Annotated in this window: 26 protein-coding genes; 22 read left to right on the forward strand and 4 right to left on the reverse strand. The window is 69.2% G+C overall.

Annotated features, from left to right (window positions below; all coding sequences use genetic code 11):
* The 10 genes from JGU66_30675 to JGU66_30720 all read left to right on the forward strand — a co-directional run.
* A partial coding sequence (locus JGU66_30675; GenBank protein ID MBJ6765151.1) for an ABC transporter permease occupies positions 1–615 on the forward strand: 615 nt, incomplete at its 5' end.
* A 2-nt stretch (positions 616–617) separates the two neighbouring features.
* Entirely contained in the window at positions 618–1,292 is a 675-nt protein-coding gene (locus tag JGU66_30680) for an ABC transporter ATP-binding protein (protein MBJ6765152.1), read from the forward strand.
* A gap of 103 nt (positions 1,293–1,395) precedes the next feature.
* Entirely contained in the window at positions 1,396–3,810 is a 2,415-nt protein-coding gene (gene bamA, locus JGU66_30685; GenBank protein ID MBJ6765153.1) for an outer membrane protein assembly factor BamA, read from the forward strand.
* A 106-nt stretch (positions 3,811–3,916) separates the two neighbouring features.
* Positions 3,917–4,480 carry an OmpH family outer membrane protein gene (locus JGU66_30690; GenBank protein MBJ6765154.1) on the forward strand — a complete coding sequence of 188 codons (564 nt, stop codon included), beginning with the start codon at positions 3,917–3,919 and terminating at the stop codon, positions 4,478–4,480.
* Between the two features lie 21 nt (positions 4,481–4,501).
* Positions 4,502–5,557 (forward strand): UDP-3-O-(3-hydroxymyristoyl)glucosamine N-acyltransferase, encoded by a 1,056-nt coding sequence (gene lpxD, locus JGU66_30695; protein ID MBJ6765155.1) that lies wholly within the window; start codon positions 4,502–4,504, stop codon positions 5,555–5,557.
* Entirely contained in the window at positions 5,557–6,024 is a 468-nt protein-coding gene (fabZ, locus tag JGU66_30700) for a 3-hydroxyacyl-ACP dehydratase FabZ (protein ID MBJ6765156.1), read from the forward strand. Before lpxD ends, fabZ begins: the two co-directional genes overlap by 1 nt.
* Before the next feature lie 32 nt (positions 6,025–6,056).
* Complete coding sequence (gene lpxA, locus JGU66_30705) at positions 6,057–6,833, forward strand: acyl-ACP--UDP-N-acetylglucosamine O-acyltransferase (GenBank protein MBJ6765157.1); 777 nt, start codon at positions 6,057–6,059, stop codon at positions 6,831–6,833.
* 20 nt (positions 6,834–6,853) lie between these two features.
* Complete coding sequence (gene lpxI / locus JGU66_30710; protein ID MBJ6765158.1) at positions 6,854–7,657, forward strand: UDP-2,3-diacylglucosamine diphosphatase LpxI; 804 nt, start codon at positions 6,854–6,856, stop codon at positions 7,655–7,657.
* Between the two features lie 207 nt (positions 7,658–7,864).
* Positions 7,865–8,890, forward strand: a complete 1,026-nt coding sequence (locus JGU66_30715; protein ID MBJ6765159.1) for an OmpA family protein — start codon at positions 7,865–7,867, stop codon at positions 8,888–8,890.
* A 10-nt stretch (positions 8,891–8,900) separates the two neighbouring features.
* Positions 8,901–9,371 (forward strand): hypothetical protein, encoded by a 471-nt coding sequence (locus JGU66_30720; protein ID MBJ6765160.1) that lies wholly within the window; start codon positions 8,901–8,903, stop codon positions 9,369–9,371.
* Between the two features lie 7 nt (positions 9,372–9,378).
* Here the strand turns inward: JGU66_30720 and JGU66_30725 are convergent, their stop codons facing one another.
* The 3 genes from JGU66_30725 to lpxB are packed head-to-tail and all read right to left on the reverse strand — an operon-like array spanning position 9,379 to position 11,905.
* Positions 9,379–10,008, reverse strand: a complete 630-nt coding sequence (locus JGU66_30725) for an NAAT family transporter (GenBank protein MBJ6765161.1) — start codon at positions 10,006–10,008, stop codon at positions 9,379–9,381.
* 21 nt (positions 10,009–10,029) lie between these two features.
* Positions 10,030–10,734, reverse strand: coding sequence for a polyprenol monophosphomannose synthase (locus tag JGU66_30730; GenBank protein ID MBJ6765162.1), 705 nt, complete (start codon positions 10,732–10,734; stop codon positions 10,030–10,032).
* Positions 10,735–10,750: 16 nt separating this feature from the next.
* On the reverse strand, positions 10,751–11,905 hold the full coding sequence (gene lpxB / locus JGU66_30735) for a lipid-A-disaccharide synthase (GenBank protein MBJ6765163.1): 1,155 nt from the start codon (positions 11,903–11,905) through the stop codon (positions 10,751–10,753).
* Between the two features lie 25 nt (positions 11,906–11,930).
* Here lpxB and JGU66_30740 point away from each other — a divergent pair, with 25 nt between their 5' ends.
* The 10 genes from JGU66_30740 to JGU66_30785 all read left to right on the forward strand — a co-directional run bounded on the left by JGU66_30740 (position 11,931) and on the right by JGU66_30785 (position 23,064).
* Entirely contained in the window at positions 11,931–13,856 is a 1,926-nt protein-coding gene (locus JGU66_30740; GenBank protein MBJ6765164.1) for a response regulator, read from the forward strand.
* A 2-nt stretch (positions 13,857–13,858) separates the two neighbouring features.
* On the forward strand, positions 13,859–15,637 hold the full coding sequence (locus JGU66_30745) for an ABC transporter ATP-binding protein (GenBank protein ID MBJ6765165.1): 1,779 nt from the start codon (positions 13,859–13,861) through the stop codon (positions 15,635–15,637).
* Positions 15,634–16,794 carry a CehA/McbA family metallohydrolase gene (locus tag JGU66_30750; GenBank protein ID MBJ6765166.1) on the forward strand — a complete coding sequence of 387 codons (1,161 nt, stop codon included), beginning with the start codon at positions 15,634–15,636 and terminating at the stop codon, positions 16,792–16,794. The genes JGU66_30745 and JGU66_30750 overlap by 4 nt, the downstream gene beginning before the upstream one ends.
* 21 nt (positions 16,795–16,815) lie before the next feature.
* Positions 16,816–18,093: a 3-deoxy-D-manno-octulosonic acid transferase gene (locus tag JGU66_30755; protein ID MBJ6765167.1), complete on the forward strand. Its 1,278-nt coding sequence runs from the start codon at positions 16,816–16,818 to the stop codon at positions 18,091–18,093.
* Positions 18,093–19,094 carry a glycosyltransferase family 4 protein gene (locus tag JGU66_30760; protein MBJ6765168.1) on the forward strand — a complete coding sequence of 334 codons (1,002 nt, stop codon included), beginning with the start codon at positions 18,093–18,095 and terminating at the stop codon, positions 19,092–19,094. The genes JGU66_30755 and JGU66_30760 overlap by 1 nt, the downstream gene beginning before the upstream one ends.
* A complete protein-coding gene (locus tag JGU66_30765; GenBank protein MBJ6765169.1) occupies positions 19,094–20,110 on the forward strand; it encodes a glycosyltransferase in 1,017 nt (338 codons plus the stop codon). Before JGU66_30760 ends, JGU66_30765 begins: the two co-directional genes overlap by 1 nt.
* Positions 20,111–20,262: 152 nt before the next feature.
* On the forward strand, positions 20,263–21,351 hold the full coding sequence (lpxK, locus tag JGU66_30770; GenBank protein ID MBJ6765170.1) for a tetraacyldisaccharide 4'-kinase: 1,089 nt from the start codon (positions 20,263–20,265) through the stop codon (positions 21,349–21,351).
* Positions 21,352–21,382: 31 nt separating this feature from the next.
* Positions 21,383–22,396 carry a sugar kinase gene (locus JGU66_30775; protein MBJ6765171.1) on the forward strand — a complete coding sequence of 338 codons (1,014 nt, stop codon included), beginning with the start codon at positions 21,383–21,385 and terminating at the stop codon, positions 22,394–22,396.
* Positions 22,393–22,881, forward strand: coding sequence for an adenylyltransferase/cytidyltransferase family protein (locus JGU66_30780; GenBank protein ID MBJ6765172.1), 489 nt, complete (start codon positions 22,393–22,395; stop codon positions 22,879–22,881). Before JGU66_30775 ends, JGU66_30780 begins: the two co-directional genes overlap by 4 nt.
* Positions 22,882–22,884: 3 nt before the next feature.
* Positions 22,885–23,064, forward strand: a complete 180-nt coding sequence (locus JGU66_30785) for a hypothetical protein (protein ID MBJ6765173.1) — start codon at positions 22,885–22,887, stop codon at positions 23,062–23,064.
* Between the two features lie 12 nt (positions 23,065–23,076).
* Here JGU66_30785 and JGU66_30790 read toward each other — a convergent pair whose 3' ends face one another.
* Entirely contained in the window at positions 23,077–24,180 is a 1,104-nt protein-coding gene (locus tag JGU66_30790) for a glycosyltransferase family 9 protein (GenBank protein ID MBJ6765174.1), read from the reverse strand.
* Positions 24,181–24,263: 83 nt separating this feature from the next.
* Here JGU66_30790 and JGU66_30795 point away from each other — a divergent pair, with 83 nt between their 5' ends.
* Together JGU66_30795 and gmk are read left to right on the forward strand one after the other, a co-directional pair.
* Complete coding sequence (locus JGU66_30795) at positions 24,264–25,142, forward strand: YicC family protein (GenBank protein MBJ6765175.1); 879 nt, start codon at positions 24,264–24,266, stop codon at positions 25,140–25,142.
* Positions 25,139–25,762 (forward strand): guanylate kinase, encoded by a 624-nt coding sequence (gene gmk, locus JGU66_30800; GenBank protein MBJ6765176.1) that lies wholly within the window; start codon positions 25,139–25,141, stop codon positions 25,760–25,762. The genes JGU66_30795 and gmk overlap by 4 nt, the downstream gene beginning before the upstream one ends.
* Positions 25,763–26,018: the final 256 nt, after the last annotated feature.

The raw sequence follows: 26,018 nt of genomic DNA on the forward strand, positions 1-26,018 counted from the left end.
AAGTTCGTCTACATCCTGCTCAAGGAAGCGCAGGACTTCTTCAACGTGAAGGGCGCCACGGGCATCGAGCTGAAGGTGGCGGACATCGACGACGCGCGCCGCATCTCCAACCAGGTGGTCAAGGTGCTGGGCGGCTATCCCTACCGCGCCCGCGACTGGGGCGAGATGAACAAGAACCTCTTCTCCGCGCTGCGGCTGGAGAAGCTGGTGATGGGCATCATCCTCTCCATCATCATCGTCGTGGCCGCCGGCCTCATCGTGGCCACGGTCATCATGCTGGTGCTGGAGAAGCGCAAGGAGATCTCCGTCCTCAAGGCGCTCGGCGTCCCGGACGGCGGCATCGTGAAGATCTTCCTCGCGGAGGGACTGCAGATCGGCGTGGCGGGCGGCCTGCTGGGCCTGTTCTCCGGCCTCTCCTGGTGCGTCTTCATCGAGAAGGTCGGTATCAAACTGGACCCCGAGGTGTATTACATCCCGGCCCTTCCAGTGCGCATCGAACCGGTCCAGACGGCGCTCGCGGTGGTCATCGCGGTGCTCGTCACGTACCTGGCCTCCATCTACCCGGCGCTCAAGGCGAGCAGCGTGGAGCCGGTGGAAGGACTGAAGGCGGAGTAGCCATGGCCCTCTTGTCCATCCGCAACGTCTTCAAGAGCTACTTCCTGCATGGCAAGCGCATCGACGTGCTGCGCGGTGTGTCGCTCGACATCGAGCGCGGCTCGCTGGTGTCCATGATTGGCGCGTCCGGCGCGGGCAAGAGCACCTTCCTGCACGTGCTGGGCACGCTGGATGCCCCCGCGGCGGGCGAGGTGTTCTTCGATGGACGCTCCGTGTTCGCCATGAACGACGCGGAGATCGCCGAGTTCCGCAACCACTCCATCGGCTTCGTCTTCCAGAGCCACTACCTGCTGCCGGAGTTCACCGCGCTGGAGAACGTGGCCATGCCCGCGCTCATCCAGCGCCGGGACCGCGCCGGTGCCTACACCTACGCGCGCGAGCTGCTGGAGCGCGTGGGCCTGGGCGCTCGGGTGGACCATCGGCCAGGGGAGCTGTCCGGAGGCGAGGCCCAGCGCGTGGCCCTGGCGCGCGCGCTCGTCCTGAAGCCCGCCCTCCTGCTCGCCGATGAGCCCACGGGAAACCTGGACCCGACCACCGGCGAGGGGATTCACCAGCTCTTGCGGGAAGTGAACCGCGACCTGGGCATCACCGCTGTCGTGGTGACCCACAATGAGACGCTCGCCCGCTCCATGCCCCGCCGCTTGCGGCTGGCTGGCGGCCAGGTGTCGGAGGCCTGATGCCTGCACGCTTTTGGATTGAGGGGCGCTCCCCCCATCCCGTACATTGCCCCGCCTTTCTCTGGCCGGACTGCACTTGAGGCTCCCCGTTCTGCGCAAGTCACTGCTCCCGCTCCTGGCGGCCACCTGGTGGACGCTGGCGCCCGCGCTCGTCCGCGCTCAGGTGGACGCGGGTACGCCCGCTCCGTCTCCGTCCTCCGTCGCGCCCGCCACTCCCGGGGCCGCGTCCGATGTTCCCGTCGTCGAGGCCCCCAGCGCCGACGATGAGTCCCATCCCGACCGCGTCTTCGAGGTGCGCGTGGAGGGGAACCGGCGCGTCGAGTCCGAGGCGGTCCGCCGCGCGCTGCGCACGCGTGTCGGTGACACGTTCAATCCGCAGCTCACCCAGGACGACCTGCGCGCCGTGTGGGCGCTGGGCTACTTCACCGACGTGCAGCTCCTGGTGCAGCGGCTGCCCAAGGGCATCGCGTACGTGGTGCGCGTGGCCGAGCGGCCCATCATCAAGGCGGTCCAGCTCCAGGGGAACGAGGAGCTGAGCCAGGAGGACCTGAAGGAGCAGATCGACGTCAAGGCCAACACCATCCTGGACCTGGAAACGGTTCGCGCGACCCAGAAGAAGATCCAGGAGAAGTACGTCGAGAAGGGCTACTTCCTGGCCGAGGTCCGCCACCGCCTGGAGCCCGTGGAGAACGGCGCCGCGGTCAACGTGGTGTTCCTCATCGACGAGCACTCGAAGGTGATGGTCAAGCAGATCACCTTCGTGGGCGCGGAGAAGGTGTCCGCCGCGGTGCTCAAGGAGACGATGATCACCAAGGAGGGGGGCTACTTCTCCTTCGTGACGGGCGAGGGCACCTACCGCGAGGAGGCCTTCCAGCGCGACCTGGCGGTCATGCAGGTGGCCTACTACGACCGCGGCTTCATCAACGTCCGCATCGACAAGCCGACCATCCAGCTGTCCGCGGACAAGCGCTACATCTACATCTCCATCCACATCGTGGAAGGAGAGGCCTACGACATCGGGAAGATCGACTTCTCGGGTGACCTGGAGGTCTCCAAGGAGCAGCTGTCGCGGCTGATGACGTCGCACTCGGCCGAGCGCTTCAACCGGTCGCAGCTCTCCAAGGACATCCAGTCCATCTCGGACGTCTATTACGACCGCGGCTACGCCTACGCGAACATCAACCCCGTCACCTCGGTCAACGCGGACAACCGCACGGTGGACCTCACCTTCGACGTGCAGAAGGGGCCGCAGGTCACCATCGAGCGCATCGACCTGGTGGGCAACTCCAAGACGCGCGACAAGGTCATCCGCCGCGAGCTGCGCGTCTACGAAGGCGAGCTGTACAACGGCAGCGGCGTGCGTCGCAGCCGCGAGCGCGTCACCGCCCTCGGCTTCTTCGAGACGGTGGAGATCACCCAGCACCCGGGCAGCGCGGACAACACCATCGTCCTCCAGGTGGAGGTGAAGGAGAAGGCGACCGGCACGTTCCAGATCGGCCTGGGCTTCTCCAACGTGGAGAACTTCATCTTCACGGCGCAGGTGTCCCAGAACAACTTCCTGGGCTGGGGCCAGAGCGTGTCCGCGTCGGCGCAGATCTCCGGCCTGCGCTCGCTCGTGCAGCTGTCGTTCTACGACCCGTACTTCCTGGACACCAACTACCTCCTGTCCGTGGAAGCGTTCCGCATCCAGGCGGACTACGAGGGCTTCATCCGCAACTCGACGGGTGGCACGGTCTCCATCGGCTACCAGTTCATCGACGACCTGCTCGGCACCATCGGCTACACGCGGGAGTGGGTGACGGTGGAGGCGGGCCAGAACATCGGCTCGGTGCTGCTGGCCAACCAGTTCCAGTCCGGCGTGACGAGCGCGGCGCGCCTGTCGCTCTCGTTCGATCGCCGCGACAACCGCCTGTTCCCGTCGCGCGGCTTCATCCACTACGCCGCAGTGGAGTTCGCCCCGGACTTCCTGGGCGGCAGCTTCCTGTTCAACCGGTACACGGCCTACTCGCGCCTGTACTTCCCGATGCCGCTGGGCCTGGTCTTCAAGACCAACGCCACGCTGGGCTACATCCAGCAGCTCAACGCCAACAAGCCGCTGCCCATCAGCGAGCTCTACTACGTGGGCGGCATCAACTCGGTTCGCGGCTACTTCCTGCGCAGCATCAGCCCCACGCAGCTGGTGCCCCGCGCGGACAACCCGGACGCCAACGTCACCGAGTTCCGAGTGGGCGGCAACAAGCAGCTCATCTTCAACTTCGAGCTGGAGTTCCCCATCTTCGAGAAGGCGGGCCTGCGCGGCGTGGTGTTCTACGACGCGGGCAACTCGTTCGGCATCCACGAGAACTTCTTCCAGGACAAGCAGGACAAGCTCCCGCTGGGCCTGTTCCACTCGGTGGGCTTCGGCTTCCGGTGGTTCTCGCCCATCGGCCCTCTGCGCTTCGAGTGGGGCATCCCGCTCACCAAGCGGCCTGAGGACGATCCCATCCTGTTCGAGTTCACCATCGGTAACTTCTTCTGATAGGCCTTGTGCCCTGGCGTTCCGGCCAGCCTGCCCGGACGTGGATTGAACACGTCCGGGAACCACCCGTCGGAGCCTGTACACCTTCCCCGAGGAGTCGTTGAACATGTCGCTTCGAAGCCTTCTGGCGGCCTTCGCCGCTGTCCTGTCCCTTGCCCTGCCGGCCGCCGCGTCGGCCGCTGACCTGAAGCTGGCCTACGTCGACCTGCAGCGCGTGCTGCTCGAGGTGGACGATGGCAAGGCCGCCAAGGTCAGCCTCCAGAAGTGGCTGGATGATCGCCAGAAGGAGATCGACCGCGAGCAGGAGGCGCTGCGCAAGGAGAAGGACGTCCTCGACAAGCAGTCCAGCGCCCTGTCCGAGGAGACCCGCGCCCAGAAGGCCATGGAGCTGCAGAAGAAGGTGATGGAGCTGGCGCAGAAGTACGAGCGCAGCCGCGCGGAGGCCGCCAACAAGGAGCGGCAGGCGATGGAGCCCATCGTCAACCGCATCGATCAGATCATCGCGAACATCGCCGAGCGGGACGGGCTGAGCTTCGTGCTGGACAAGCGTGACTCGGGCATCGTGTTCGCCCTGTCCCAGTACGACATCTCCAACGAGGTGATCCGCAACTACAACACCGCCTCCAAGAAGACGGCGCCGGCGGCGAAGGATGCCCCGGTGAAGAAGTAGGCGGTTCCGAGCGTGCAGCCCATGTCTGCTTCGCGCCCGCTCGGGGAGCTTGCCGCCCACTTGGGGGGGGAGCTCCTCGGCGACCCTGCTGTGCTCATCCATGGCCTCAACGGGCTCGAAGAGGCTGGGCCCGGCGAGGTGTCCTTCTACGGAAACCCGCGCTACCGCCGGCAGTTCGAGTCCACCCGGGCCTCGGCGGTGCTGGTGGGGTTGGATGCTCCCGCGCGCCAGGGCGTGTCCCTGGTCCGGGTGGCCAATCCGCACCTGGCCTACGCGCGGCTCTTGCGCCTGTTCCACCCCGTGGCGCGTCCCGCCGCGGGAGTGCGACCCGGCGCGCACGTCCACCCCGAGGCGAGCGTCCACCCCGAGGCCACGGTGATGCCGGGCGCGGTGGTGGAGTCCGGTGCGCAAATTGGCGCCCGCTCGGTGTTGTATTCCGGGGCGTACGTCGGGGCGCACGCCCGGGTGGGGGAGGACTGTGTCCTGTACCCCAATGTCACGGTGCGTGAGCAGTGCGTGGTCGGCTCGCGTGTCATCCTCCACGCCTCGTGCGTGGTGGGCGCGGATGGCTTTGGCTTTGCCTTCAACCCCGAGGGGGAAGAGGGGCCGGAGCACTTCAAGATTCCCCAAGTGGGCATCGTCCGCATCGAGGATGACGTGGAGGTCGGTGCCTGCACGTGCATCGATCGCGCGACCGTGGGCGAAACGGTCATCGGGCGTGGGACGAAGCTCGACAACCTGGTGCAGATCGCTCACAACGTGCGCGTGGGCCCGCTGTCGCTCATCTGTGCGCAGGCGGGCGTGTCCGGTTCCGCGGAAGTGGGGGCGGGCGTGGTGCTCGCGGGGCAGGTGGGCGTGGTGGGGCACATCCGAGTGGGTGACCTCGCGAAGGTGGGCGCCCAGTCCGGCGTGGCCCATGACGTGGAAGACGGACAGGTCGTCAGTGGCAGTCCCGCCGTGCCGCACCGCGAGTGGCTGCGCGCCAGCGCCGCGGTGGGACAGCTGGCGGACGTGCTCAAGGAAGTGCGCACCCTGCGCCGCAGGGTGGAGATGCTCGAGAAGGAGAAGGGCGGATGATGGACATTGGAGAGATCCAGAGCCTGCTGCCGCACCGCTACCCGTTCCTCTTGGTGGACCGGGTGGTCGAGTTCGAGCCGGGCCAGAAGCTGACGGCCTTCAAGAACGTCACCATCAACGAGCCCTTCTTCAACGGCCACTTCCCGGGCCACCCGGTGATGCCGGGCGTGCTCATCCTGGAGGCCATGGCGCAGGCCACGGCCATCCTGGCGTACAAGAGCGAGGGCATGGACCCCACCCGTCAGGTGACCTACCTGATGGGCATCGACGGCGCGCGGTTCCGCAAGCCGGTGATTCCCGGGGACCGGCTCGAACTCGTCATTGAAGTGGTGCGCCACAAGGGCGCTGTCTGGAAGACGCGGGGCACGGCCCACGTGGACGGCGCGAAGGTGGCCGAGGGTGAGTTCCTCGCCACGGTGGTGGAAAAGGATCCCGACGCGAAGGCCTCCGGGGCCGAGGCGTCCTGAGCGTCGTCGGCACGCGAGCAAGAGGAGACGTCATGGCTCAGGTTCACCCCTCCGCGCAGGTTCACCCCGACGCCCGGCTGCACGAGACGGTGGTAGTGGGGCCGTTCAGTGTCATCGGACCCCAGGTGACCATTGGCGCGGGTTCTCGCGTGGGACCCCACGTCGTCATCGAGGGGCGCACGACCCTGGGTGAGCGCAACCACATCTTCCAGTTCGCCTCGGTGGGCGCGGCGCCGCAGGACCTCAAGTACGCGGGCGAGGACACCGAGCTCATCCTCGGGGACGACAACCAGATTCGCGAGTTCGTCACGCTCAACCTGGGCACGGCGGGCGGCGGCGGGGCCACGCGCATTGGCCACCGCAACCTCTTCCTGGCCAACAGCCACGTGGCGCATGACTGCGTGGTGGGTGACGAGTGCCTCTTGGCCAACGGCTCGGCGCTCGCCGGGCACGTGACGGTGGGCGACTCGGTGAAGATCTCCGGGCTGGTGGCGGTGCACCAGTTCACCCGGCTGGGGCGCCACTCGTTCGTCTCCGGTGGCTCCATGGTGACCATGGACGTGCCCCCGTACTGCACGGTGCAGGGCGACCGCGCGGCGCTGGTGGGGCTCAACACCGTGGGCCTGGAGCGCGCGGGCTTCACCGAGGAGCAGCTCTCCCGCGTGAAGGAGGCCTACCGCATCCTGTTCCGCTCCAAGCTGGGGCTGCAGGAGGCGCTGGCGCAGCTTCGCGCGGAGCTCTCGGGGCACCCGGAAGTCGACCACCTCATCGAGTTCGTGGCGCAGAGCAAGCGCGGACTGACGCGCTAGGCGCGCGCATGGGAGGGGCGGTGGAGCGAATCGGGCTCATCGCGGGCAACGGCCAGCTCCCCTTCCTCTTCGCGCGGGCGGCCCGAGCGCGGGGGCAGGAAGTGGTGGCCGTGGCGCACCGGGGAGAGACGGACCCGGCGCTGGCCTCCGAGGTCGACCAGCTCACCTGGGTTCGGGTGGGGCAGGTGGACCGCATCCAGAAGGCCTTCCTGGGCGCGGGCGTGAAGCAGGCCGCCATGGCGGGCGGCATTGGCCGCGTTCGTGCGCTGTCCGACGCGCGGCCCGACCTGGGCGCGGTGCGCATCATCTCGCGGCTGCGCAGCTTCCGGGATGACGCCCTCTTGCGCGCGGTGGCGGCGGACTTCGAGTCGCGCGGCATCACCATCATCGCGCCCACGGACTACCTGGGCGAGGTGCTGTGCCCCGAGGGACACCTGGCCGGCCCGCGCCTGCATCCCGCGCAGGAGACGGACGTGGCGCTGGGGCGCGAGGTGGCGGTGCTGCTGGGGCAGGCGGACGTGGGCCAGACGGTGGTGGTGCGCAATGGCCACGTGCTCGCGCTGGAGGCGGTGGAGGGCACGGACGAGACCATCCGTCGCGGCGCGAAGCTGGGCGGCAAGGGCGCCGTGGTGGTGAAGCGCTGCAAGCCCCAGCAGGACCTGCGCTTCGACCTGCCGGCGGTGGGGCCTCGCACGCTGGAGGTGATGGAGGAAGTGGGCGCCACGGTGCTGGCCCTGGAGGTGGGGCGCACGGTGTTGCTGGACGCGCCCGCGCTGTTCGCCGGCGCCCAGGCGCGCGGCATCACGCTGGTGGGCGTGCGCTGACGTCCCACGGGCGGCTTGGTTCCCCGGCCGCCCGGGTGGTGCGAGGCGCTGTCGCTGGCATTCCCCGGGTGTGGATGTCGGGCCGCTCACCGTCGTGCGCGCGGAGCGTTCCGCGCCCCGAGGCTTCGGCCTAGCCTGTCGGGAATCGCTCCTGCCGGGCTGGGGTTGCACCGCCACCCTGCCCGCGACACCCCGGTGCCGCCGCGCATGAATGCCCGTCTCCTGCTCCGCTGCCTTGTCCTGCTGTGCCTTCCTTTCCCCGCGTTCGCCGACGCCATTCGGGTCTCCCTGGAGGCTCGCGCCGCGCGAGGGGAGGGGACACCGACGCTGCTCGTGCACATCCTCGAACCCATCGAGGGATTCCAAGTGACGCTCAAGCGTGGCGACGGCCAAGCGATGGACGTGAAGGGCGGCGGAAAGCCGGGCGTGACGCGCCGCATCCCCCTCCCGCAGCCGGACGGACGCTTTCACTACGAAGGGGCGCTGACGGTGCGCTTCTCGGACGCGGAGCCCGCCACGCTGCCCCTGGCCTTCGACACGGAGCTGTTCGGCCCGCTGCGCCTGGAGGTGCGCAAGGAGGATGTGGACGTGGCCGCGCGGCGGCTGCGCTTCACGCTCTCGCGCCCGGCGGGGAAGACCGAGGTGGTGGTGCTGATGGACACCGGCAAGAAGGCGTTCGAGGGCGAGGTGGACTTCCACGGCGCCGCCGCGGGCTCTCCGCTGGAGGTGACCTGGCCGGCGGCGGAGGGCCGGGTGATGAAGGTGGCCCTCAAGGCCTTCGATACCTCGGACTTCTACACCGGGGTGGATGTGTTCCCGTGGCAGGTGGACATCCCCCACGAGGAAGTGGGCTTTGCTTCCAACCGCGCGGAAGTCCCCGCGGACGAGCGGGCGAAGCTCGACACCTCCTACGGTCTCATCCGGGACGCGCTGGCGAAGTACGGGCGCTTCGCGGCGCTGCGGCTCTACGTCGTGGGGCACACCGACACCGTGGGCGGCGCGGACGACAACCGCGCGCTGTCCTTGCGGCGGGCGCGCAGCCTGGCGGCGGCGTTCCGACAGCGGGGCCTGCGGGTGCCCGTGTTCTACGAGGGGTTCGGCGAGCAGTCGCTGGCCGTGCCCACCCCCGACGAGACGGCGGAGGCTCGCAACCGTCGCGCCGAGTACATCATCGCGGTGGAGGAGCCGTCGCTGAAGGACGCGCCCTTCACCCCCAGGTGGCACCCACTGTGAGGTGAGACGCATGCGAACGACAGGCTCCCGTCCCTACCGCAAGATGCTGGGCACGCTCTCGCTGGGGCTCCTGGCCCTCGGCGGCTGTGCGCGCACGCTGCCGTTCGCTCCGCGTCGGGAGGTGGAGGCCAACAAGTGCGAGCTGGTGCAGACGGTGATGCACCAGCCCTCGCCGTCGCTCGCCGCGCAGCAGATTGTCTCCGAGGGACGCGCCGGGCAGGTGCCCGTGGTCGTCTACGTGCGCCACCCGGACCAGGCCATGCTGGAGCGCTTCTTCCAGGGCGAGCCCCAGTGCGGTGACCCGACGTTCAAGGTGGTGCAGGAGAACGTCGTCGACGCGGTGGTGGTGTACCTGCAGGAAGTGCAGGGCGGCTATGCCTACGACGCGCGCCGCGCCAGCCCCGAGCAACTCACCGCGGAAGCGCGCCAGCCCCAGGGGACGCTCCATCGCCGGGGGGCCGCGTGGGTGTCGGTGAACTGAAGCGCGGCTAGCGCATCAGGTCCTTGGCGCCATCCGCGATGAACTGCACGGCGATGGCGGCCAGGATGAGTCCGGACACGCGCTCCAGGATGGCGACGCCCGACTGGCGCAGCACGCGCTGCACCAGGCTGGAGGCCCCCAGGATGAAGTAGCAGGACACGAACGTCAGCACGATGGCGGCCAGCACGGGAATCATCGTGCGAAAGGACGAGCCGCCCTTCGCCATCAGCACCATCGCGGTGGCGATGGCACCCGGGCCCGCCAGGAGCGGGATGGCGAGGGGGACGATGGCGATGTCCTCCTTCACGGCGCCTTCCTGCTCTTCCGTCGGGCTGGTGCGCGTGGCGGCCGGCCGCGCGCGCAGCATGTCCAGCGCGGTCATCAAAAGCAGGATGCCGCCCGCCACCCGGAAGGCGCCCAGCGACACGCCGAACACCTTGAAGATGATGCTGCCGAAGAGGGCGAAGAACAGCATCAGCCCGCACGCCACCAGGCAGGCGCGCAGGGCGGTGCGGCGAATCTTGTCGCGCGAGTCTCCCGCCGTCATCGCCAGGAAGAGCGGGACGACGCCAATGGGGTCCACCACGAAGAAGACGGCGGACAGGGAGACGAGGAAGAGCGACAGGGAGCTGGACATGACGGAACGGCCGGTTCGGGGCTACACGGTGAAGCGCAGCTTCCACACCATGCCGAGCGCCTCGAGGAAAATCTTCTTGTTCATCTTCGAGTGACCGACACGTCGGTCCTCGAACACGATGGGGACCTCGCGCACGGTGAAGCCCTTGCGCAAAGTGCGATACGTCAGTTCGATTTGGAACGCGTATCCCGTGCTGTGCACCGCGTCCAGGTCCATCGCCTCCAGCACCCGGCGGTGGAAGCACTTGAACCCGCCCGTCAGGTCTCGCACGTCCACGCCCAGGATGGTGCGCGCGTAGAGCGAGCCTCCCTGGCTGATGACCTGCCGGCCCACGCCCCAGTTCACCGTGCCGCCGCCCGTGACGTAGCGCGAGCCGAGCACCAGGTCCGCGCCGCCCTCGGCCGCATCCAGCAGCTGGGGCAGGAAGCGCGGGTCATGGCTGAAGTCCGCGTCCATCTCCAGGATGTACGTGTAGGGCTCCGCCAGGGCCCAGCGGAAGGCCGCGAGGTAGGCACGCCCCAGGCCTTCCTTCTTCTCGCGGTGGAACACGCGGATGCGCGGCTCCTTCGCCGCGAGCGCGTCGGCGATCTGCCCGGTCCCGTCGGGCGAGTTGTCATCGACGATGAGGATGTCCACGCGAGAGTCGGCCTGCAGCACCGCTTGGGTGATGGGCTCGATGTTCTCACGCTCGTTGTAGGTAGGGATGCAGACCAGCGCGCGGTTCATGTCGGGGCGACATACCCTAAACGCGGCGCGGGGGCAGCAGCTCCAGCACGGCCTCGGCGGCCCGCTGGGCCGCGCCCACCTCTCCCAGCCGTTGGCGGACCTCCGTCAGGCCCTGGACCATCGCGTCCCGAGGGGCGCCGGGCAGCCAGACGCGGCGCACCTCGTCCGCGATGCGCTCGGGGGTCATCTCGCCCTGGAGCAGCTCGGGCACCACGCGCCGGCCCGCCAAGAGGTTCACCAGGGACACGAACGCGACCTGGAGCAGCAGCCGGCCCACCCAGTAGGTGATGAGCGACACGCGGTACACGACGACCAGGGGGCGCTGCATCAGCCCGGCCTCGAGGACAGCCGTCCCAGAAGCGACCACGGCCGCGTCGCTGGCGCCCACCACCTCGGGCGCCTGGCCGTCCACCAGGATGGGGGTGACCCCGCTGCCATCGAATCGTGACGCGACCTCTTCCCGCGCGATGGTGGGCGCCACGGGCACCACCACCTGGAGTCCGGGCCGCTCGGCCTGGAGCTGCCGCGCGGCGCCCACCATCGTGGGCAGGATGCGGCGAATCTCACTCATGCGGCTGCCGGGCAGCAGCGCGAGCGTGGGGGCGTCCGGCTTGAGTCCCAGGCGCTCTCGGAACGCGGCGGCGCTCTGGGGCGCGGGCACCTGCTCCACCACGGGGCTGCCCACGTAGCGCGCGTCCACTCCGGCGTCCCGGTAGAACGCCTCCTCGAAGGGCAGGATGCAGAGCATCCGGTCCACGAGGCGCTTGATGGTGCGCACCCGCCCGCGCCGCCACGCCCAGATCATCGGCGACACGTAGTAGGCGACGGGGATGCCCAGCGCCTTGAGCTTCTTGGCCAGGCGCAGGTTGAAGTCCGGGATGTCCACCAGGATGGCGCAGACCGGACGCCGCTCGGCGGCGGCGGCGGCCAGCCCGTGGAGCACGCGCAGGATGCGGGGGATGCGCGGGAGGACCTCGGTGATGCCCATGACGGACACCTCCCGAGCGTCGAAGAGGAGCTCCACCCCTCGGGCGGCCAGGCGCGTGCCTCCCATGCCAAAGAAGGTGAGGTCAGGTCGGAGGGCTTGGAGGGCGGCGACCAGCTCGGAGGCGTGGGCGTCGCCGGAGGCCTCGCCGGCCACGACGAGGATGCGAGGGGCGGAAGACGTCATGAGCGCAGGGCACGCATCGTACCTGATGCGAGACCGGGTGGAGGCTGTAGACTGCGGCTCCCCTGTGAAGACGCTCCTGCTCGCCGAGAGCCATCCTCCTACGCTGGAGCACCTGACCGGACTGCTGTCGCAGGCAGGCTACACCGTGCGTCCGGTGCACGACGCCATCACGGCGCTGGAGCACTTCTCGGCGGACAATCCCGACATCGTCGTGCTGTCGGTGGACCTTCCCCGCGTGGATGGCCAGCACGTGGTGCACCTCATCCGCTCTCACAGCCAGGGCGGGCGGGTGCCCATCGTCGCCATCGACAAGGGGCATCTGGGTCGAGCGCGCGGCGTGGCCTCGGTGCTGGACCTGAAGGTCAACGCGTACATTCCGGATCCGCTCAAGCCCGGTGAGCTGGTTCCGCGCCTGGAGCCGCTGGTGCGCGCCGCTCAGGCCGTCCCGCTGACGGGCATCCTGGCGACACTGTCGCGTCCCGCGGTGATTGCCGGGGAGCTGCGGGGCTATCCCTTGCCCGCCCAGTTGCATGGCCTCTACCGGCTGCGCCGCGACGGCGTGCTCGTGGCCGCGCATCGCGACCTGTCCCGGCGCGTGTACTTCCTGCGTGGCGGAGCGGTGAGCTTCGACTCCACCTCGCGCCAGGACTCTCTTCCGCGGTTTCTTCGCGTGCGCGGCGTCCTCACCGAGGCGCAGGAAGCGCGTGTGGTGGAGGCGCTGGGCTCCGGGCTTCGCATCGGCGCGGCGCTGGCGGACGCGGGCGTGGAGGCGGCGGGCGAGGACCTGCTGCAGCTGTTGCGGGATTACACGCGCGAGATGCTCGGCCGCGTGTTGAGCATGCGCGAGGGGCGGTACGCGTTCTACGCGGGAGACGAGTTCGCCTCCGAGGTCGCCACGGTGGAGGCTCCGGCGCTCGCGCCCTTGCTCCAGGGGGGACGGCGCATGTTCCCGCTGAAGGTGATGGCCGCGTCGCTGCGCGCGAACCTGAACGAGTACGCCGTGCGCTCGGCGGACTTCAGCCGGGACCTCCAGGCGATGGCGCTGGACACGGAGGACCTGAAGATCGCCCTGCAGATCAACGGGCGCATCATGCTGCGCGACCTGCTGGCGCACGGGCGCGGCGAACTGCGCGCGTCGTACACGCTCCTGTGGTTCCTCAAGCTGACGGGCGGCGTGACGTTCTCGCCGATGCCGGTGGCCACGGGCTCGGATGCCCTGAGCGCGGTGACGGCTCCGGATGTCATCGCGCCGCGCAAGCGCAAGACGATGCCGGTGGAGACGGCCGCGGCGGTGCGCGAAGAGGCCGTGCGCATCATCACCCGGAGCTACTTCGGGTGCTTGGGGCTGGACATCGCGGCGGACGCGGAGGCGGTGGAGCGCGCGTACCACGAGACCGCGATGCGCTTTCATCCAGACACCCACGCCGAGTTCGACCTGTCGGACCTGAAGGATCTGCTCGACTCGGTGCAGGAGAAGCTGTCCGCGGCGTACCGGGTGCTCAGCGTGGAGGAGAAGCGCAAGGCCTACCTCCAGTATCTCTTCAGCCGGCAGGATGTGGTGGGTCGCGCCACGACCATCAACGTGGACGCGGAGATCGCCCTGCGGCGGGGCGAGGCCTCGCTGAAGAAGCGCGACTTCCGCGCGGCCATGCAGGCCTTCGAGGAAGCGGTTGCGTTCAACCCGGGCGAGCCGGAGTACTACTCGTACCTCGCCTGGGCCACGTACCAGGGCTCGCCGGGGCCGTTGGTGCAGCGGGCGCGCGGCGCGCAGAAGGCGCTCAAGAGGGCGCTCACGTTGGATCCGTACCTGGAGCGGGCGCAGATCATCGCGGCCATCATCGAGATGGACCTGGGCGATGCGCCCCTGGCGCGCAAGAAGCTGCTCAAGGTGCTGGAGCTGAATCCGTATTCCACGCTGGCGAAGGCCGCGTTGCAGAAGGTGGGGAAGTAGCCATGCATCGGGCTTTGTGGCGTCTGCTTCGGTATGCCCGTCCGCACGTGGGCGTCCTGGTGACGGCGTTCGCGTGCATGGCGGTGCTGGGGCTCGCCACGGGCGCGTACGCGTACCTGATGGGGCCGGCCCTGCGCTTCCTCTTGTCAGGCGGAGGAGAGGGCTTCGCCGGGACGCACCGCGTGCCGTGGCTCGCGGACCTGCCACGCGAGGCCGCGCTGTGGGGCTTCCCGGTGCTGGTGCTGGGCGTGGGCGTGGTGAAGGGCGTGGGCTACCTGGGCCAGTTCTACTTCATGGGCCTGTTCGCGCAGGGGGTGGTGAAGGACCTGCGCCGCGATCTCTTCCTGCGGCTCACCGCGCTGTCGCCCTCGCAGCTCTCGCGCGAGCGGATGGGCGACCTGCTCAGCCGCTTCTCCTCGGACGTGACGGCCGTGGAGATGGCGGCGATGTACTCGGTGGGCTCGTACCTGCGCGACTCGCTCCAGGTGCTGGTGCTGGCGGGCGTCGCGCTGTCGATGAGCCCGGTCCTCGGTGGGTTGATGCTGTGCGTGATTCCGCTGGCGGCGCTGCCCGCGTCGCGACTGACGCGCAAGGTGCTGCGCGGCACGCGCGAGGGACAGGCGCAGCTCGGGCAGATCGCCGCGCAGCTTCACGAGGGCTTGGGCGGCCTGCGCACCATCCAGGCCTTCAACGGCCAGAAGGCGGAGCTGGCGCGCTTCGAGTCCTACGCGAAGGCGCACGAGGACGCCGTGGTGGGCGCGGCCTGGGCGCGGGGCGGAGTGCCCGGAGTGATGGAAGTGCTCGCGGCGGCGGCCCTGGCCGCGGCGCTGGGCTACGCGGCGGCGACGCGGGCCATGGAGCCCGAGGCGCTCCTGTCGCTGCTCACCGCGGTGGTGATGGTGTACCAGCCGGTGAAGGACCTGGGCCGCGTGACGCAGTTCGCGGTGCAGGCGGGCGCGGCGGGAGAGCGGCTGTTCGCGGTGCTCGACCTGCGCCACCCGGTGGAGGACGCGCCCGACGCGAAGCCCGCGCCCGCGGTGACGACGTCGCTGCGCTTGGAAGATGTGGCCTTCTCCTATGGGGAGCGCCGGGCCCTGGATGGGCTGACGCTCGACTTGAAGGTGGGGCAGGTGGCCGCGCTGGTGGGCGCGAGCGGTGGCGGCAAGAGCACGGTGACCTCGCTGCTCCTGCGCTTCGAGCGGCCGGCGCGAGGCCGCGTGCTCCTGGATGGCGTGGACGCGGATCGCTACACGGCCGCGAGTGTGCGAGCCCAGCTCGCGTTGGTGACGCAAGAGCCCCTGCTGTTTCACGGCACCGTGCTGGAGAACCTGCGACAGGCGCGTCCGGAGGCCACGCGAGAGGAAGTCGAGGCGGCGGCCCGAGTGGCCAGCGCGGACGGCTTCATCCGAGCACTTCCCGAGGGCTACGACACGCGCATCGGTGAGCGCGGAGTGATTCTCAGCGGCGGTCAGCGTCAGCGCTTGTGCATCGCGCGCGCGGTCCTGTCGCGAGCCCCCATCCTGGTGTTGGACGAGGCGACGAGCAGCCTGGATCCCGAGAGCGAGCGCGACGTGCAAGCCGCGCTCGCCGAGGTCCTTCCTGGGCGCACGGCGCTGGTCATCGCGCACCGGCTGTCCACCATCACGAACGCGGATGTCATCCACGTGGTGGAGGCGGGCCGCATCGTGGAGAGTGGCTCCCATGCGGAGTTGCTGCGCACGGGTGGGCGCTACGCTTCGCTGTGGACCTTGCAGACCACGGGCGAGCGGGGCGCGGCGTGAAGGCCAACGTGCTGGCCGCCCGAACGTTCCGGGCGCTGGCGGGCCTCGTCTTGGTGCTGCTGGGGTTCGCGGGCTTCTTCGCGTTCGCGGCCAGCTTCGTGGACTACCCGGCACTGGATGAGCCCGAGCGTCCGTCCGCCTGGATCCGCGGCGCCTACCACGTGCACACGACGCGTTCGGATGGACGCGGAACGCCCAGCGAGGTGGCGCGGGCGGCGAAGGCAGCGGGCCTCGACTTCGTGGTGTTGACGGACCACAACGACTTCACGCCGAGGACCCCCGAGTGGATCGACGGCGTCCTGATGATTCCTGGCGTGGAGCTCTCCACGACAGCGGGACACCTCGCGGCGCTGGGGCTGAAGCGGCCGTTGGATGGAGCGAAAGCGTGGATGCCCCCCGACGCCGCGGTGTCCGCGGTGGAGGCGGCGGGCGGCATGAGCGTCCTCGCGCATCCCGTACAGCGTCGCAACCCGTGGCGAGACGAGGAGACCGCGAGGCGCGTGCCGGGCTTCGAGCTGTACTCGGCGGACACGTTCCTTCGTCAGGCCCTGCGCAGCCCCGTCTCGCGCTTGCTGCCCGCGGTGGGCGCATCCTTCACGCATCCTGTCCACGGGGTGATGTTGATGGTCGCGCCTGAGCCCGAGCCCATGGCGCGCTTCATGGACTTGTCCCGAGAGAAGCCTCGCTTGGCGCTGTGCGCACATGACGCGCACGGGCTTCCGTCCTACGAGCACGTCTTCCGAGCGATGGCCATGGCGCTGCCGCCCCAGGACGTGCCGAGGCCGCTCCCCAAGGACGCGAGCGAGGCGGCCGAACGGGTGGTGTTGGCCCTCACGGGGGGCAACGCCGTCTGCGCCTTCCGCGCACTCGGGGAGCCCGAAGGCTTCGCCCTGGACGGCCTCGATTCAGGAGGGCGCGAGGCGCGAGTGGGCGACGTCCTCACCGTGCGCCTGCCCGAGCGCCATCCCGACACGGTGGAGGTGCGCGTCTGGGGTGATGGCCGTCTCCGCGACGCGACCTCGGTGGAGCTGACGGGGCCGGGAGTGGTGCAGGTGGAGGTGTGGGTGCGCGCGCCGGGGCGCTTCTTCGGTTCGGAGTGGCGCCCGTGGATCGTCCCGAGCCCTGTCCGCGTGCTGCCGCGCGGCCCGGGCATCTGATAGACGGCGAGGCGTCGGCCCATGCGCCTCCTGTACGTACTCACGACCTATGTGCTGTTCGGCCTGCTGTTTCCGGTGCTCTCCCTGCACCGGAAGACGCGGCATGGCCTGTTGCAGCGGCTTGGCTTCTACGCGGCGGGAGTCGTGCCCGAGGGCACAGGCCCGCTCCTGTGGCTGCATGGCGCGAGCGCGGGAGATCTGCTGGCCCTCTCCCCGATGTTCGGCCCATTGCGAGCACGCTTCCCAGGCTGTCGCATCGTGCTGTCGACGATGACGGACAGCGGCTACGCGATGGCGAAGGAGCGGCTGGCTCCGCACATCGACGGAGTGGTGTACGCGCCCTATGACTTGTGGGGAGCGACGCGCCGGGCGGTGCGAGCACTCCGGCCGCAGATGCTGGTCCTCGAGTACACCGAGGTCTGGCCCAACCTCATCCGTGCCGCGAAGCGAGGGGGCGCGAGGGTCGTGATGACGAATGGCCGGTTCTCGCCCGCGAACGTGGGGCGGTACCGTCGGCTGTTCAGCCTCATCGGCAACCCGCTCGAAGACCTGGACCTGATGTTGATGCGCCAGGACGAGGAATCGGAACGGGCGCGTGCGCTCGGAGCACCGGCCGAGCGGGTGCAGGTCACGGGCAACACGAAGTTCGACTCACTGACCGCAGCGCCCGCGAACGAGGACGCGGCACTGCGCGACGCGCTGGGGCTGTCCACGGATGCGCCCGTCTGGATGGCGGGCAGCACGCACGAAGGCGAGGAGGAGCAACTGCTCGCCGTCTACAGGCGCTTGCTCCCGGCTCACCCAACGCTGCGGCTGGTGATTGCGCCGCGCTACGTGAACCGCGCCGAACGAATCGTCGCGCTCGCCGAGGCGCAGGGCATGAGCGCGGGCCTGCGCTCGAAGGGGAACCCCGAGCGTGCGCCGGTGGTGGTGCTCGACACCATGGGCGAACTGTCGCGAGCGTACCGACTGGCGACGGTGGTATTCGTCGGAGGCTCGTTCACGAAGCGCGGTGGACAGAACATCCTCGAACCCGCGGGGCAGGGCCGGCCCGTGTTGTTCGGTCCGCACATGGACAACTTCCGAGACAGCGTCGCCGTACTGAGCGGCCACGGGGGAGTCCAAGTCCAGGACGCCGACGCGCTCAATGCGGAGCTGGCCCGACTGCTCGCGGATCCGGAGCAGTGCCGGCTGCTCGGCGCTCGAGCCGAGGCCACGGTGCGAGGCATCTCTGGCGCCAGCGAGCGCAACGCCGCGGCCATGGCATCGCTCTTCTCGAACGCGGGAGTCGCGCGCTGATGACGCTCATCGTTCATCCCCACTTCCATTCGCGCTACACGGGCGTGACGCGTCACGTGGAGTCCGTGGTGCCAGCGCTCGAACGGGACGGCGAGACGCGCGTCATCGGCTCGGGCCTGAGCGATTCCCTCCCGCGCATCAGTTGGGGAGAGCTGCTGCGCCGAGCGCGGCGCGAGCCCATCGTGTGGCACGCCCACCGCAACAACGAGCTGATGGCGGGCATGTTGTTGCGACTGTTGGGGCAGCACGTGCGCCTCGTGTTCACGCGACACACGTCGATCGCGCCCACGGGTTTCACGCGCTGGTTGGCGCGCTGCGCGGACGCCCGAGTGGCGCTGACGCAGCAGATCTCCGAAGTGTTCCGGCTCCCTTCGTCCATCGTCTCGCATGGCATCGACCTGTCGCGCTTCCATCCCCCTGCGGATCGCGACGAGGCGTGGCGAAGCCTGGGGCAAGGAGGCCGCTACGGCATCGGTGTCATCGGCCGCATTCGCGCGGAGAAGGGGCAGGGCGACTTCATCGATGCGATGCGGCCCTTGTTGCCAGAGAATCCAGACTGGCAGGCCGTGCTGGTCGGGCTCGCGAAGGGGCCGGACCTGGACTGGGTGAACAAGCTCCGGGCCGGCATCGAGGACCGCGTGGTGCTCGCGGGAGAGCAGTCGGTCATCGAGCCCTGGTACCGAGGGCTGACCATCCTGGTGCACCCGTCATACGCCGAGGGCTACTCGCTGGTGCACGTGGAGGCCATGGCCTCGGGGTGCTGCGTGGTGGCCTCGAAGCTGCCGTACCTGGACACGTTGATTGAGCACGGGCGAACCGGTTTCTTCTTCGAGCCTGGTGACGTGAAGGGCCTGCGCGAACTGCTCACCGAGCTGTTGCGCGACCCCGAGCGAGCCCGAGCCGTGGGCCGCAACGCAGCGGAAGAGGCCCGATCGCGCTGCGGCGTCGAGCACGAAGCCAAGGCCTTGACGGCGTTGTATCGGACCCTGGTGAATCCCTGATGCGCATCCTGCATCTGCTCGCGAGTCCGTTCTGGAGTGGCCCCGCGGAGAACGTGGCGCTGCTCGCCCAGGCGCAGCGAGACCTGGGGCACGAGGTGTCGGTGGCGGTGGACCGCCGTCGAGTCGACATTCCCGCCGAGGAGCCCGCTGTTCCGCGACTGCGCGAACTCGGCCTGTTGGACGAAGGGGGCCTGGAGTTATCGGTGAAGTCGCCGCCCTGGGTGATGTGGCGGGACTGGAGAGCGCTGAGCCGCCGCTCGGTGGACGTGGTCCATTCGCACTTCAGCCATGATCACCTGTTGGCACGATGGGGACGCCCACGAGGCGCCGTGCTGGTGCGCTCCATTCATGCACTGCGTTCGCTGCGAGCCTCGCTGCCACATGCGGACGCCTACACGGTGCCGGCGCGCGCACTGCTGCCCAGGCTCGAGGCAATGGGGCGCACGGGACAGGTGCTCCCGGCGCTGGTGGACTCACACTTCGAGCCCGCGACCGACAGGCCCGCGCTGCGACGTGCGCTGGGAATCTCAGGGGCACCGCTCGTAGGAATGATCTCCACGTTCCAGCCCTCGCGCAGACACGCGCTGGGCATAGCGGCCTTCGCGAAGCTGCGGGAGCAACGGCCAGAGGCGCAGCTGGTCCTCGTCGGCGATGGTGCCTTGCTGGAGGACACGCGGCGACAGGTCGCATCGCTCGGGCTCGCGGAGGCGGTGATGTTCGCGGGCTACCAACGGGCCGAAGACTTCGCGCGATGGCTGCGCGCGCTGGACGAAGTGTGGATCCTCGGGTTGGGGAACGACTGGAGTGGAAGGGCCGCAGCACAATCCCGAGCGAGCGGAGTTCGAGTCATCGCAGTGGACGAGGGCGCGCTGCCCGACCTGGCGGATGCACGAGTGGCCTCGCCCACGGTCGAAGCCGTGGTGTCCGCCTCACTGTCCGGGCAACGCGCGGAGGTCGCGCACCCGACGAACGCGGAGATCGCCCGCACCCTCCTGGAACTCTACGGCCATGGCTGAGCATTCGAGCCCGGTACCACCGCGACTCAGGACGACTTCGTTCAAGGCCAGGGAGTGGGCCCGTCGGTCCGCACCGGGCGCGCAGCCGCTGACCGCGAAGTGCGCCCGAGTCCCCCTGGAGCACGACGGCCATGGCTGACTCCGGGCTCCCGATGCGACTCGGAACCGCCGCCGCGCCCACGTCGGTCGAGCGCCTCTTCTATCCTCCGAGTCCCGAGTCCTGGGCCCGGCGCCTTCAGCTCTCACCGTTGACGTTGCTGTCCTGGCCCTATGGCCTGCTCGTTCGGATCCGGGGCTCACTCTACGACTCGGGCCTTCTGCGGCCCGAGCGAGTGAATGGGCTCCGAGTCATCTCCGTGGGCAACCTCAACGTGGGAGGAACCGGCAAGACGCCGGCGGTGCTCTACCTCGCGGAGTTGCTCGTTCGAGAAGGGCGCAAGGTGGGCATCCTCACGCGCGGATACGGTCGCGCATCCACTGAGCCACTGACCTTCACGGGAGCAGGCCCACTGCCCGCGGTGCGAGACGCGGGGGATGAACCGCGGATGCTCGCGACCCGTTGTCCGCAGGTCCGCCTCTTCGTGGGCGCGGACCGTGTGGCCGCGGCGCGCCGAGCGCGAGACGAATTCGGACTGGACACCGTGTTGCTCGATGACGGCTTTCAGCACCGCCGGCTCGCGCGTGACGAGGACGTCGTGGTGATGGACGCGAGCGTGGGCCTCGGCAACGGCCACCTCCTGCCACGAGGCCCGCTCCGAGAGCCTGCCTCCGCACTGCGCCGAGCCACGCTCCTCTGGGTGCGCGCCGCGCCGGATGGGACCACCCCATCGCCAGAGCTGACTCAAGGACTGCCCCGGGTCGTGACGCGCTATCAGCCCACGGAGGCGATCGCTCCGGACGGTGTGACGCATCCGCTCTCCTCGCTCCAGGGACGGCCGGTGCTCGCGCTTGCGGGCCTGGCTCGACCGGGAGGCTTCCTGCGAATGCTCGCGTCTCTGGGGGCAGACCTCCGCGACGCAGCCCTCTTCCCGGATCATCACGCCTACACCGAGCCAGAGCTGCGGGCCGTCACCGCAAGGGCCCGCCAACTCGGCGCCGAGGTCGTCACCACCGAGAAAGACGCGATGCGGCTGCCCCCGGGATGCGAAGCCTGGGTGGTGCGGCTGGGCGTGGAACTCCTGGAGGGCGAGTCGTACCTGCGTCGGGCACTCGGGCTGGCGCCGAGTCCGAGCGACTTGTGAGGGGCGGAGGGCTGTGGGACAAACCGCGCCCATGGCCGCAGTCTCGCCCGTACGTCCATTGCCTTCGCCCACCCGCCTGCCCGCCGCGTTCGCCCGGCGTCGTGTGCTGCTCGTCGGGGATCTGGTCGCCGACCACTACCTCTACGGCCAGACGGACCGCGTGAGCCGCGAGGCCCCCGTCCTCATCGTCCGCTACGAGTCCTCGGAGGTGAAGCTCGGAGGTGGCGCCAACGTCGCAGCCAACGTCCGAGCGCTCGGAGGACAGGTGACCGCGGTGGGAGTGCTGGGCGCGGATGCGATGGGCCGCTCGCTGCGCAGGCTCTGCGAAGAGGCGGACATCCGTCTGCATGCGGTGAGTGGCAAGGACATCCAGACCGAGACCAAGACGCGCATCCTCGCGGGCGGCGTGAGCACGACGCGCCAGCAGATGCTCCGAGTCGACCGCGGTCAGCAAGGTCCGCTCGCGCCACGAGTCCGCAAGGCGATTGCCAGGCAGGTGGAGGCCGCGGCGCGTGACGCGGATGCGGTGGTGGTTTCGGACTATGGGGCGGGAGTGGTGGGCGACGAAGTCCGAGAGTCCTTGCGCAAGCTCGCGGCGGACGGGATGCCGGTCTGCGTGGACAGCCGCTATGCGCTGACCTCGTTCACGGGACTGACGGTCTGCAAACCCAACGAGCCCGAGCTGGAGCACCTGTCCGGACGCCGAGTCCGCTCCGAAGCGGACCTGTTGGAAGCAGGGCACGCCGCGCGAAAGAACCTCGATTGCCGAGCCCTGCTGGTAACGCGCGGTCGGCATGGCATGGCGCTGTTCGACGCTGATGGAGGCGTGGATCTGATCCCCGTGCACGGAGCAAAGGCCGCGGTGGATGTCACCGGCGCGGGCGACACGGTCATCGCCAGCTTCTCTCTGGCCCTCGCGGCGGGAGCCACGTTCGGCGAAGCGGCACGACTCGCGAACATCGCGGGCGCGCTCGTGGTGCAGAAGCCGGGCACTGCCACCGTGTCGAGAGACGAACTGCTGGGCGAGCTGCGGAGCACGCGATGACCACGTTGGACAAGCTGCGGTCCCTCGAGTCGATCGCCCAAGAGCGTGAACAGTGGCGGGAGCAGGGGCGCACCGTCGCGCTGGCCAACGGTGTGTTCGACCTGCTCCACGTGGGGCACGTTCGCTACCTGGAAGGGGCGAAGGCGCTCGCGGATGTGCTCGTGGTCGCGGTGAACTCGGACGCCTCGACGCGTGCCTACAAGGGGCCAGGACGCCCCTACATCCCAGAGCTGGAGCGAGCCGAGCTGGTGGCGTCACTGGCCTGCACGGACCGAGTCCTCCTGTTCGACGAATCCAACGTGCGCCACATCATCCGGGCCTTGAAGCCGGACCTTCACGTGAAGGGGACGGACTACACGCCGGACTCCATCCCCGAGGGAGACGAAGTGCGCGCATACGGCGGTCGGACGGCGGTCTCGGGAGATCCGAAGGACCACAGCACCACCGACCTCGCGCGCCGCTTGGGGCGAGAGGCGTCGAAGTAGGCCATGCCGCTGTCGCCGCTCCTGAGAGAGGTGCTCGGGTGTCCGCGATGCAAGGGCGCGCTGGAAGTCCGCGACAGCGAGGCAGGCACTCAGGTGCACTGCCCCAGCTGCCAGCGGGCCTGGCCCGTCGAGGACGGCATCCCGCAGATGGTCCCCGAGCGCGAGCGTCCCAGTCCCGAGTAGTCGGGGCGCGGATCAGGCGGAGCGCAAATCCAGCGCCGAGACAAAGCTGCGAGCCTCGGCGGCAGCGCGAGCTTCAAGCCCAACACCGCCCGCACCATCAACGAGCCCGGTGAGGTCCACCATCCGATGCGGAGCCTGGGCGTGACCCCAGCGCTCCATGTCGATGCGCAGGAAGAACGCCAGCGTAGGCGCACCGACGGCCACCGAGAGATGCATGGGGCCGGTGTTGTTGCACACCGTGGCTCCGGCCGCGCGCATGAGGGCGGCCAACTCATCGATGGAGGTCGGAGGCGCGAGCTGCGCGCCAGGTGCCGCCTCCACGACCCCGCGAGCCAGCGCTTCCTCTCCGGGACCCCAGGTGACGACAGGGATCCGCCCCTGCTCGAGGAGCGCCCGCGCAGCGGCAGCGAAGGCCTCGGGCGGAATGCGTCGATTTCCCAGGCGTCCCCCAGGATTGATGACCGCGAGCTTCCGCCCCGCGCTGGCCTCCAGGTAGGCCCGGATGGACGGGCTGAGGCTCGGCTCGCGGAAGGACAGCCCCTCGCACACAACGCCCCCGGTCAGCGGTGTGAGGAGGTGAGTCCGCTGTTGCGCCTCGTGCCGCGTGTCCGTCCGCGCGGGCACGGAAACGGAGTGCAAGAGAGACACAGGCCACACGTCAGGCCCAATGACGACGGCGCGGGGGCCCGCCATCCGCGCGATGAAGGCGCTCGTGACAGAGGGCGCGTCCCAGTTCGCGCAGTCCACCACCACGTCGTAGCGCTGGCGGCGCAAGGCCCGGATGCCCGGGGCCAGGGGGCCAAGCCACAGGTGCCGTCGATCGAACGCGACAACGGCATCCGCGTCCGGGTGCCCGGACAGCACGCGAACCACCTTCGAGTGGACGAGGACATGGACCTCGGGCGCGGGCTGCACATGCGTCTTGAGCGTCCGCATCAGAGGTGTCGTGAGAAGGGCCTCGCCCACGCGATTGTCGGGCCGCACCAGCAGGACCCTTCGCGGAGCGGGGAGAGGAGATCCGAGAGGGCGGCGACGACCGGGGCGCCAGAGCAGCACGGACCCGACGAGCGCCAGCGCCAGCTTTGCCCACAGTTCGAGCCGCTTGTGCCACGCCATTGCGCGGCGGACCCTACCAGAACTGGAAGCGGGGCAAGACGCTGCCTTGACCTCCGGCCCGAAAGACCCTAGCAACCGGCCCGATGCTCAAGAGCATGACCGGGTTTGGCGCGGGTCGCGCGCGTGTGGGGGACGAAGAGGTCTCCGTCGAAGTGCGCTCGCTCAACCACAAGTTCTGCGAAGTGAAGGTCCGCCTGCCACGCGAGCTGGCGTCCTTGGAATCCGTGCTGGTCAAGACGGTGAAGGACCGCTTGGCCCGTGGCTCGGTCGAGGTGCTGGTGAAGCGCCAGGCAGCGACCGTCTCGGGCAATGTCCCCACCGTGGATGTCGCGCTGGCCCGTGAGTACGCCCGAGCCTTCCGCGAGGTCGCGGACGCGCTGGGCCTCACGGCCGAGGTGGCCTGGGCGCACGTCGCCAACCAGCCGGGCGTCATCCGCCTGGAGGAGAAGGGGCTGGCCATCGAGCCGGCCACTCAGGCCGTGCAGGTCGCGCTGGAGCAGGCCCTCGGAGCCCTGGAGTCGATGCGCGAGACGGAAGGCCAGTCCATCCAGGCCGACCTGGACGCGCGCATGAAGCTCATCGAGGGCTGGAGCCGAGAGGTCGCGGACCTGGCGCCCAAGGCCGTAGCGGACTACCAGACGCGGCTCAGCGAGCGGGTGGCGGAGCTGGCGCGCGGCATCGCAGTGGATCCGCAGCGACTGGCCCAGGAGGTCACGCTCTTCGCCGAGCGCACGGATATCGCCGAGGAAGTGACGCGGCTGGGTATCCACCTGGAGCAGTTCCGCATCTTGATGGCGAGCCGGGAGCCCGCGGGCCGCCGCATGGATTTCCTAGTGCAGGAGATGCACCGAGAGGTGAACACGACCGGCTCGAAGAGCCAGCACGCGGAGATCTCCGCGCGCGTGGTTTCGATGAAGGCTGAGGTCGAGCGCATCCGCGAACAGGTGCAGAACGTCGAATGAACGAGCCCATGGTGCTGCAACCCGGCCTGCTGCTGGTCCTCTCCGCCCCCTCGGGAGCGGGGAAGACGACCCTGGCCCATCGCCTCCTCAAGGATCAGCCGGAGGCCATCTTCTCCACGAGCGTCACCACGCGCCGCCCCCGCGGCAAGGAACAGGAGGGGGTGGACTACCACTTCGTGGACGTGGCGACCTTCCAGAAGAAGATCGAACGCAACGAGTTCGTCGAGTGGGCCGAGGTCCACGGCCACTTCTATGGCAGCCCTCAGTCCGTGGTGGATGACGCCCGGAGCCGCAAGGGCGTCGCCATCTTCGACATCGACGTCCAGGGCGGCCAGGCCATCAAGCGCAAGCACCCGGACGCGATCCTCATCTTCGTGCTTCCCCCCTCGATGGAAGAACTCGAGCGGCGGCTGCGCGACCGGATGACCGACTCGGACGAGACGATTCGTCGTCGCATGCTCGCGGCCCGCTCGGAGATAGAGCGAGGCATCGCCTCCTACGACTACATCGTGCTGAACGACGACTTCGAGCGCGCCTATCAGGAGCTCAAGTCGGTGGTGGTGGCGGAGCGCTGCCGGAGAGGTCGCGTGGACCTGGCCCGACTGAAGTTCGGCAGCTGAACGAGGGAGCGTGGCGGGCAGGGGATACCTGCCTGCCCGAACCCGGAGCGGGTGCAGGGGCAGTACCCGGAGCAGAAGGCAGCAAACTTCTTGCGCTGCCCGTTCTTCTGGCGGATAAGCCCCTCCACCTCACGGCGGCACGCGAGCGACACCCCGGTGTTGCCCGCGCGTTGCTCAACGGAAAGCCCGCGCACTGGCGCGGAACGAGCTTTCCGGAAGTGGGCTGAACAGCGAAATACGGCGGTCAACGAAGTCG

It is taken from the genome of Myxococcaceae bacterium JPH2 (assembly GCA_016458225.1).
Taxonomy (GTDB): domain Bacteria; phylum Myxococcota; class Myxococcia; order Myxococcales; family Myxococcaceae; genus Citreicoccus.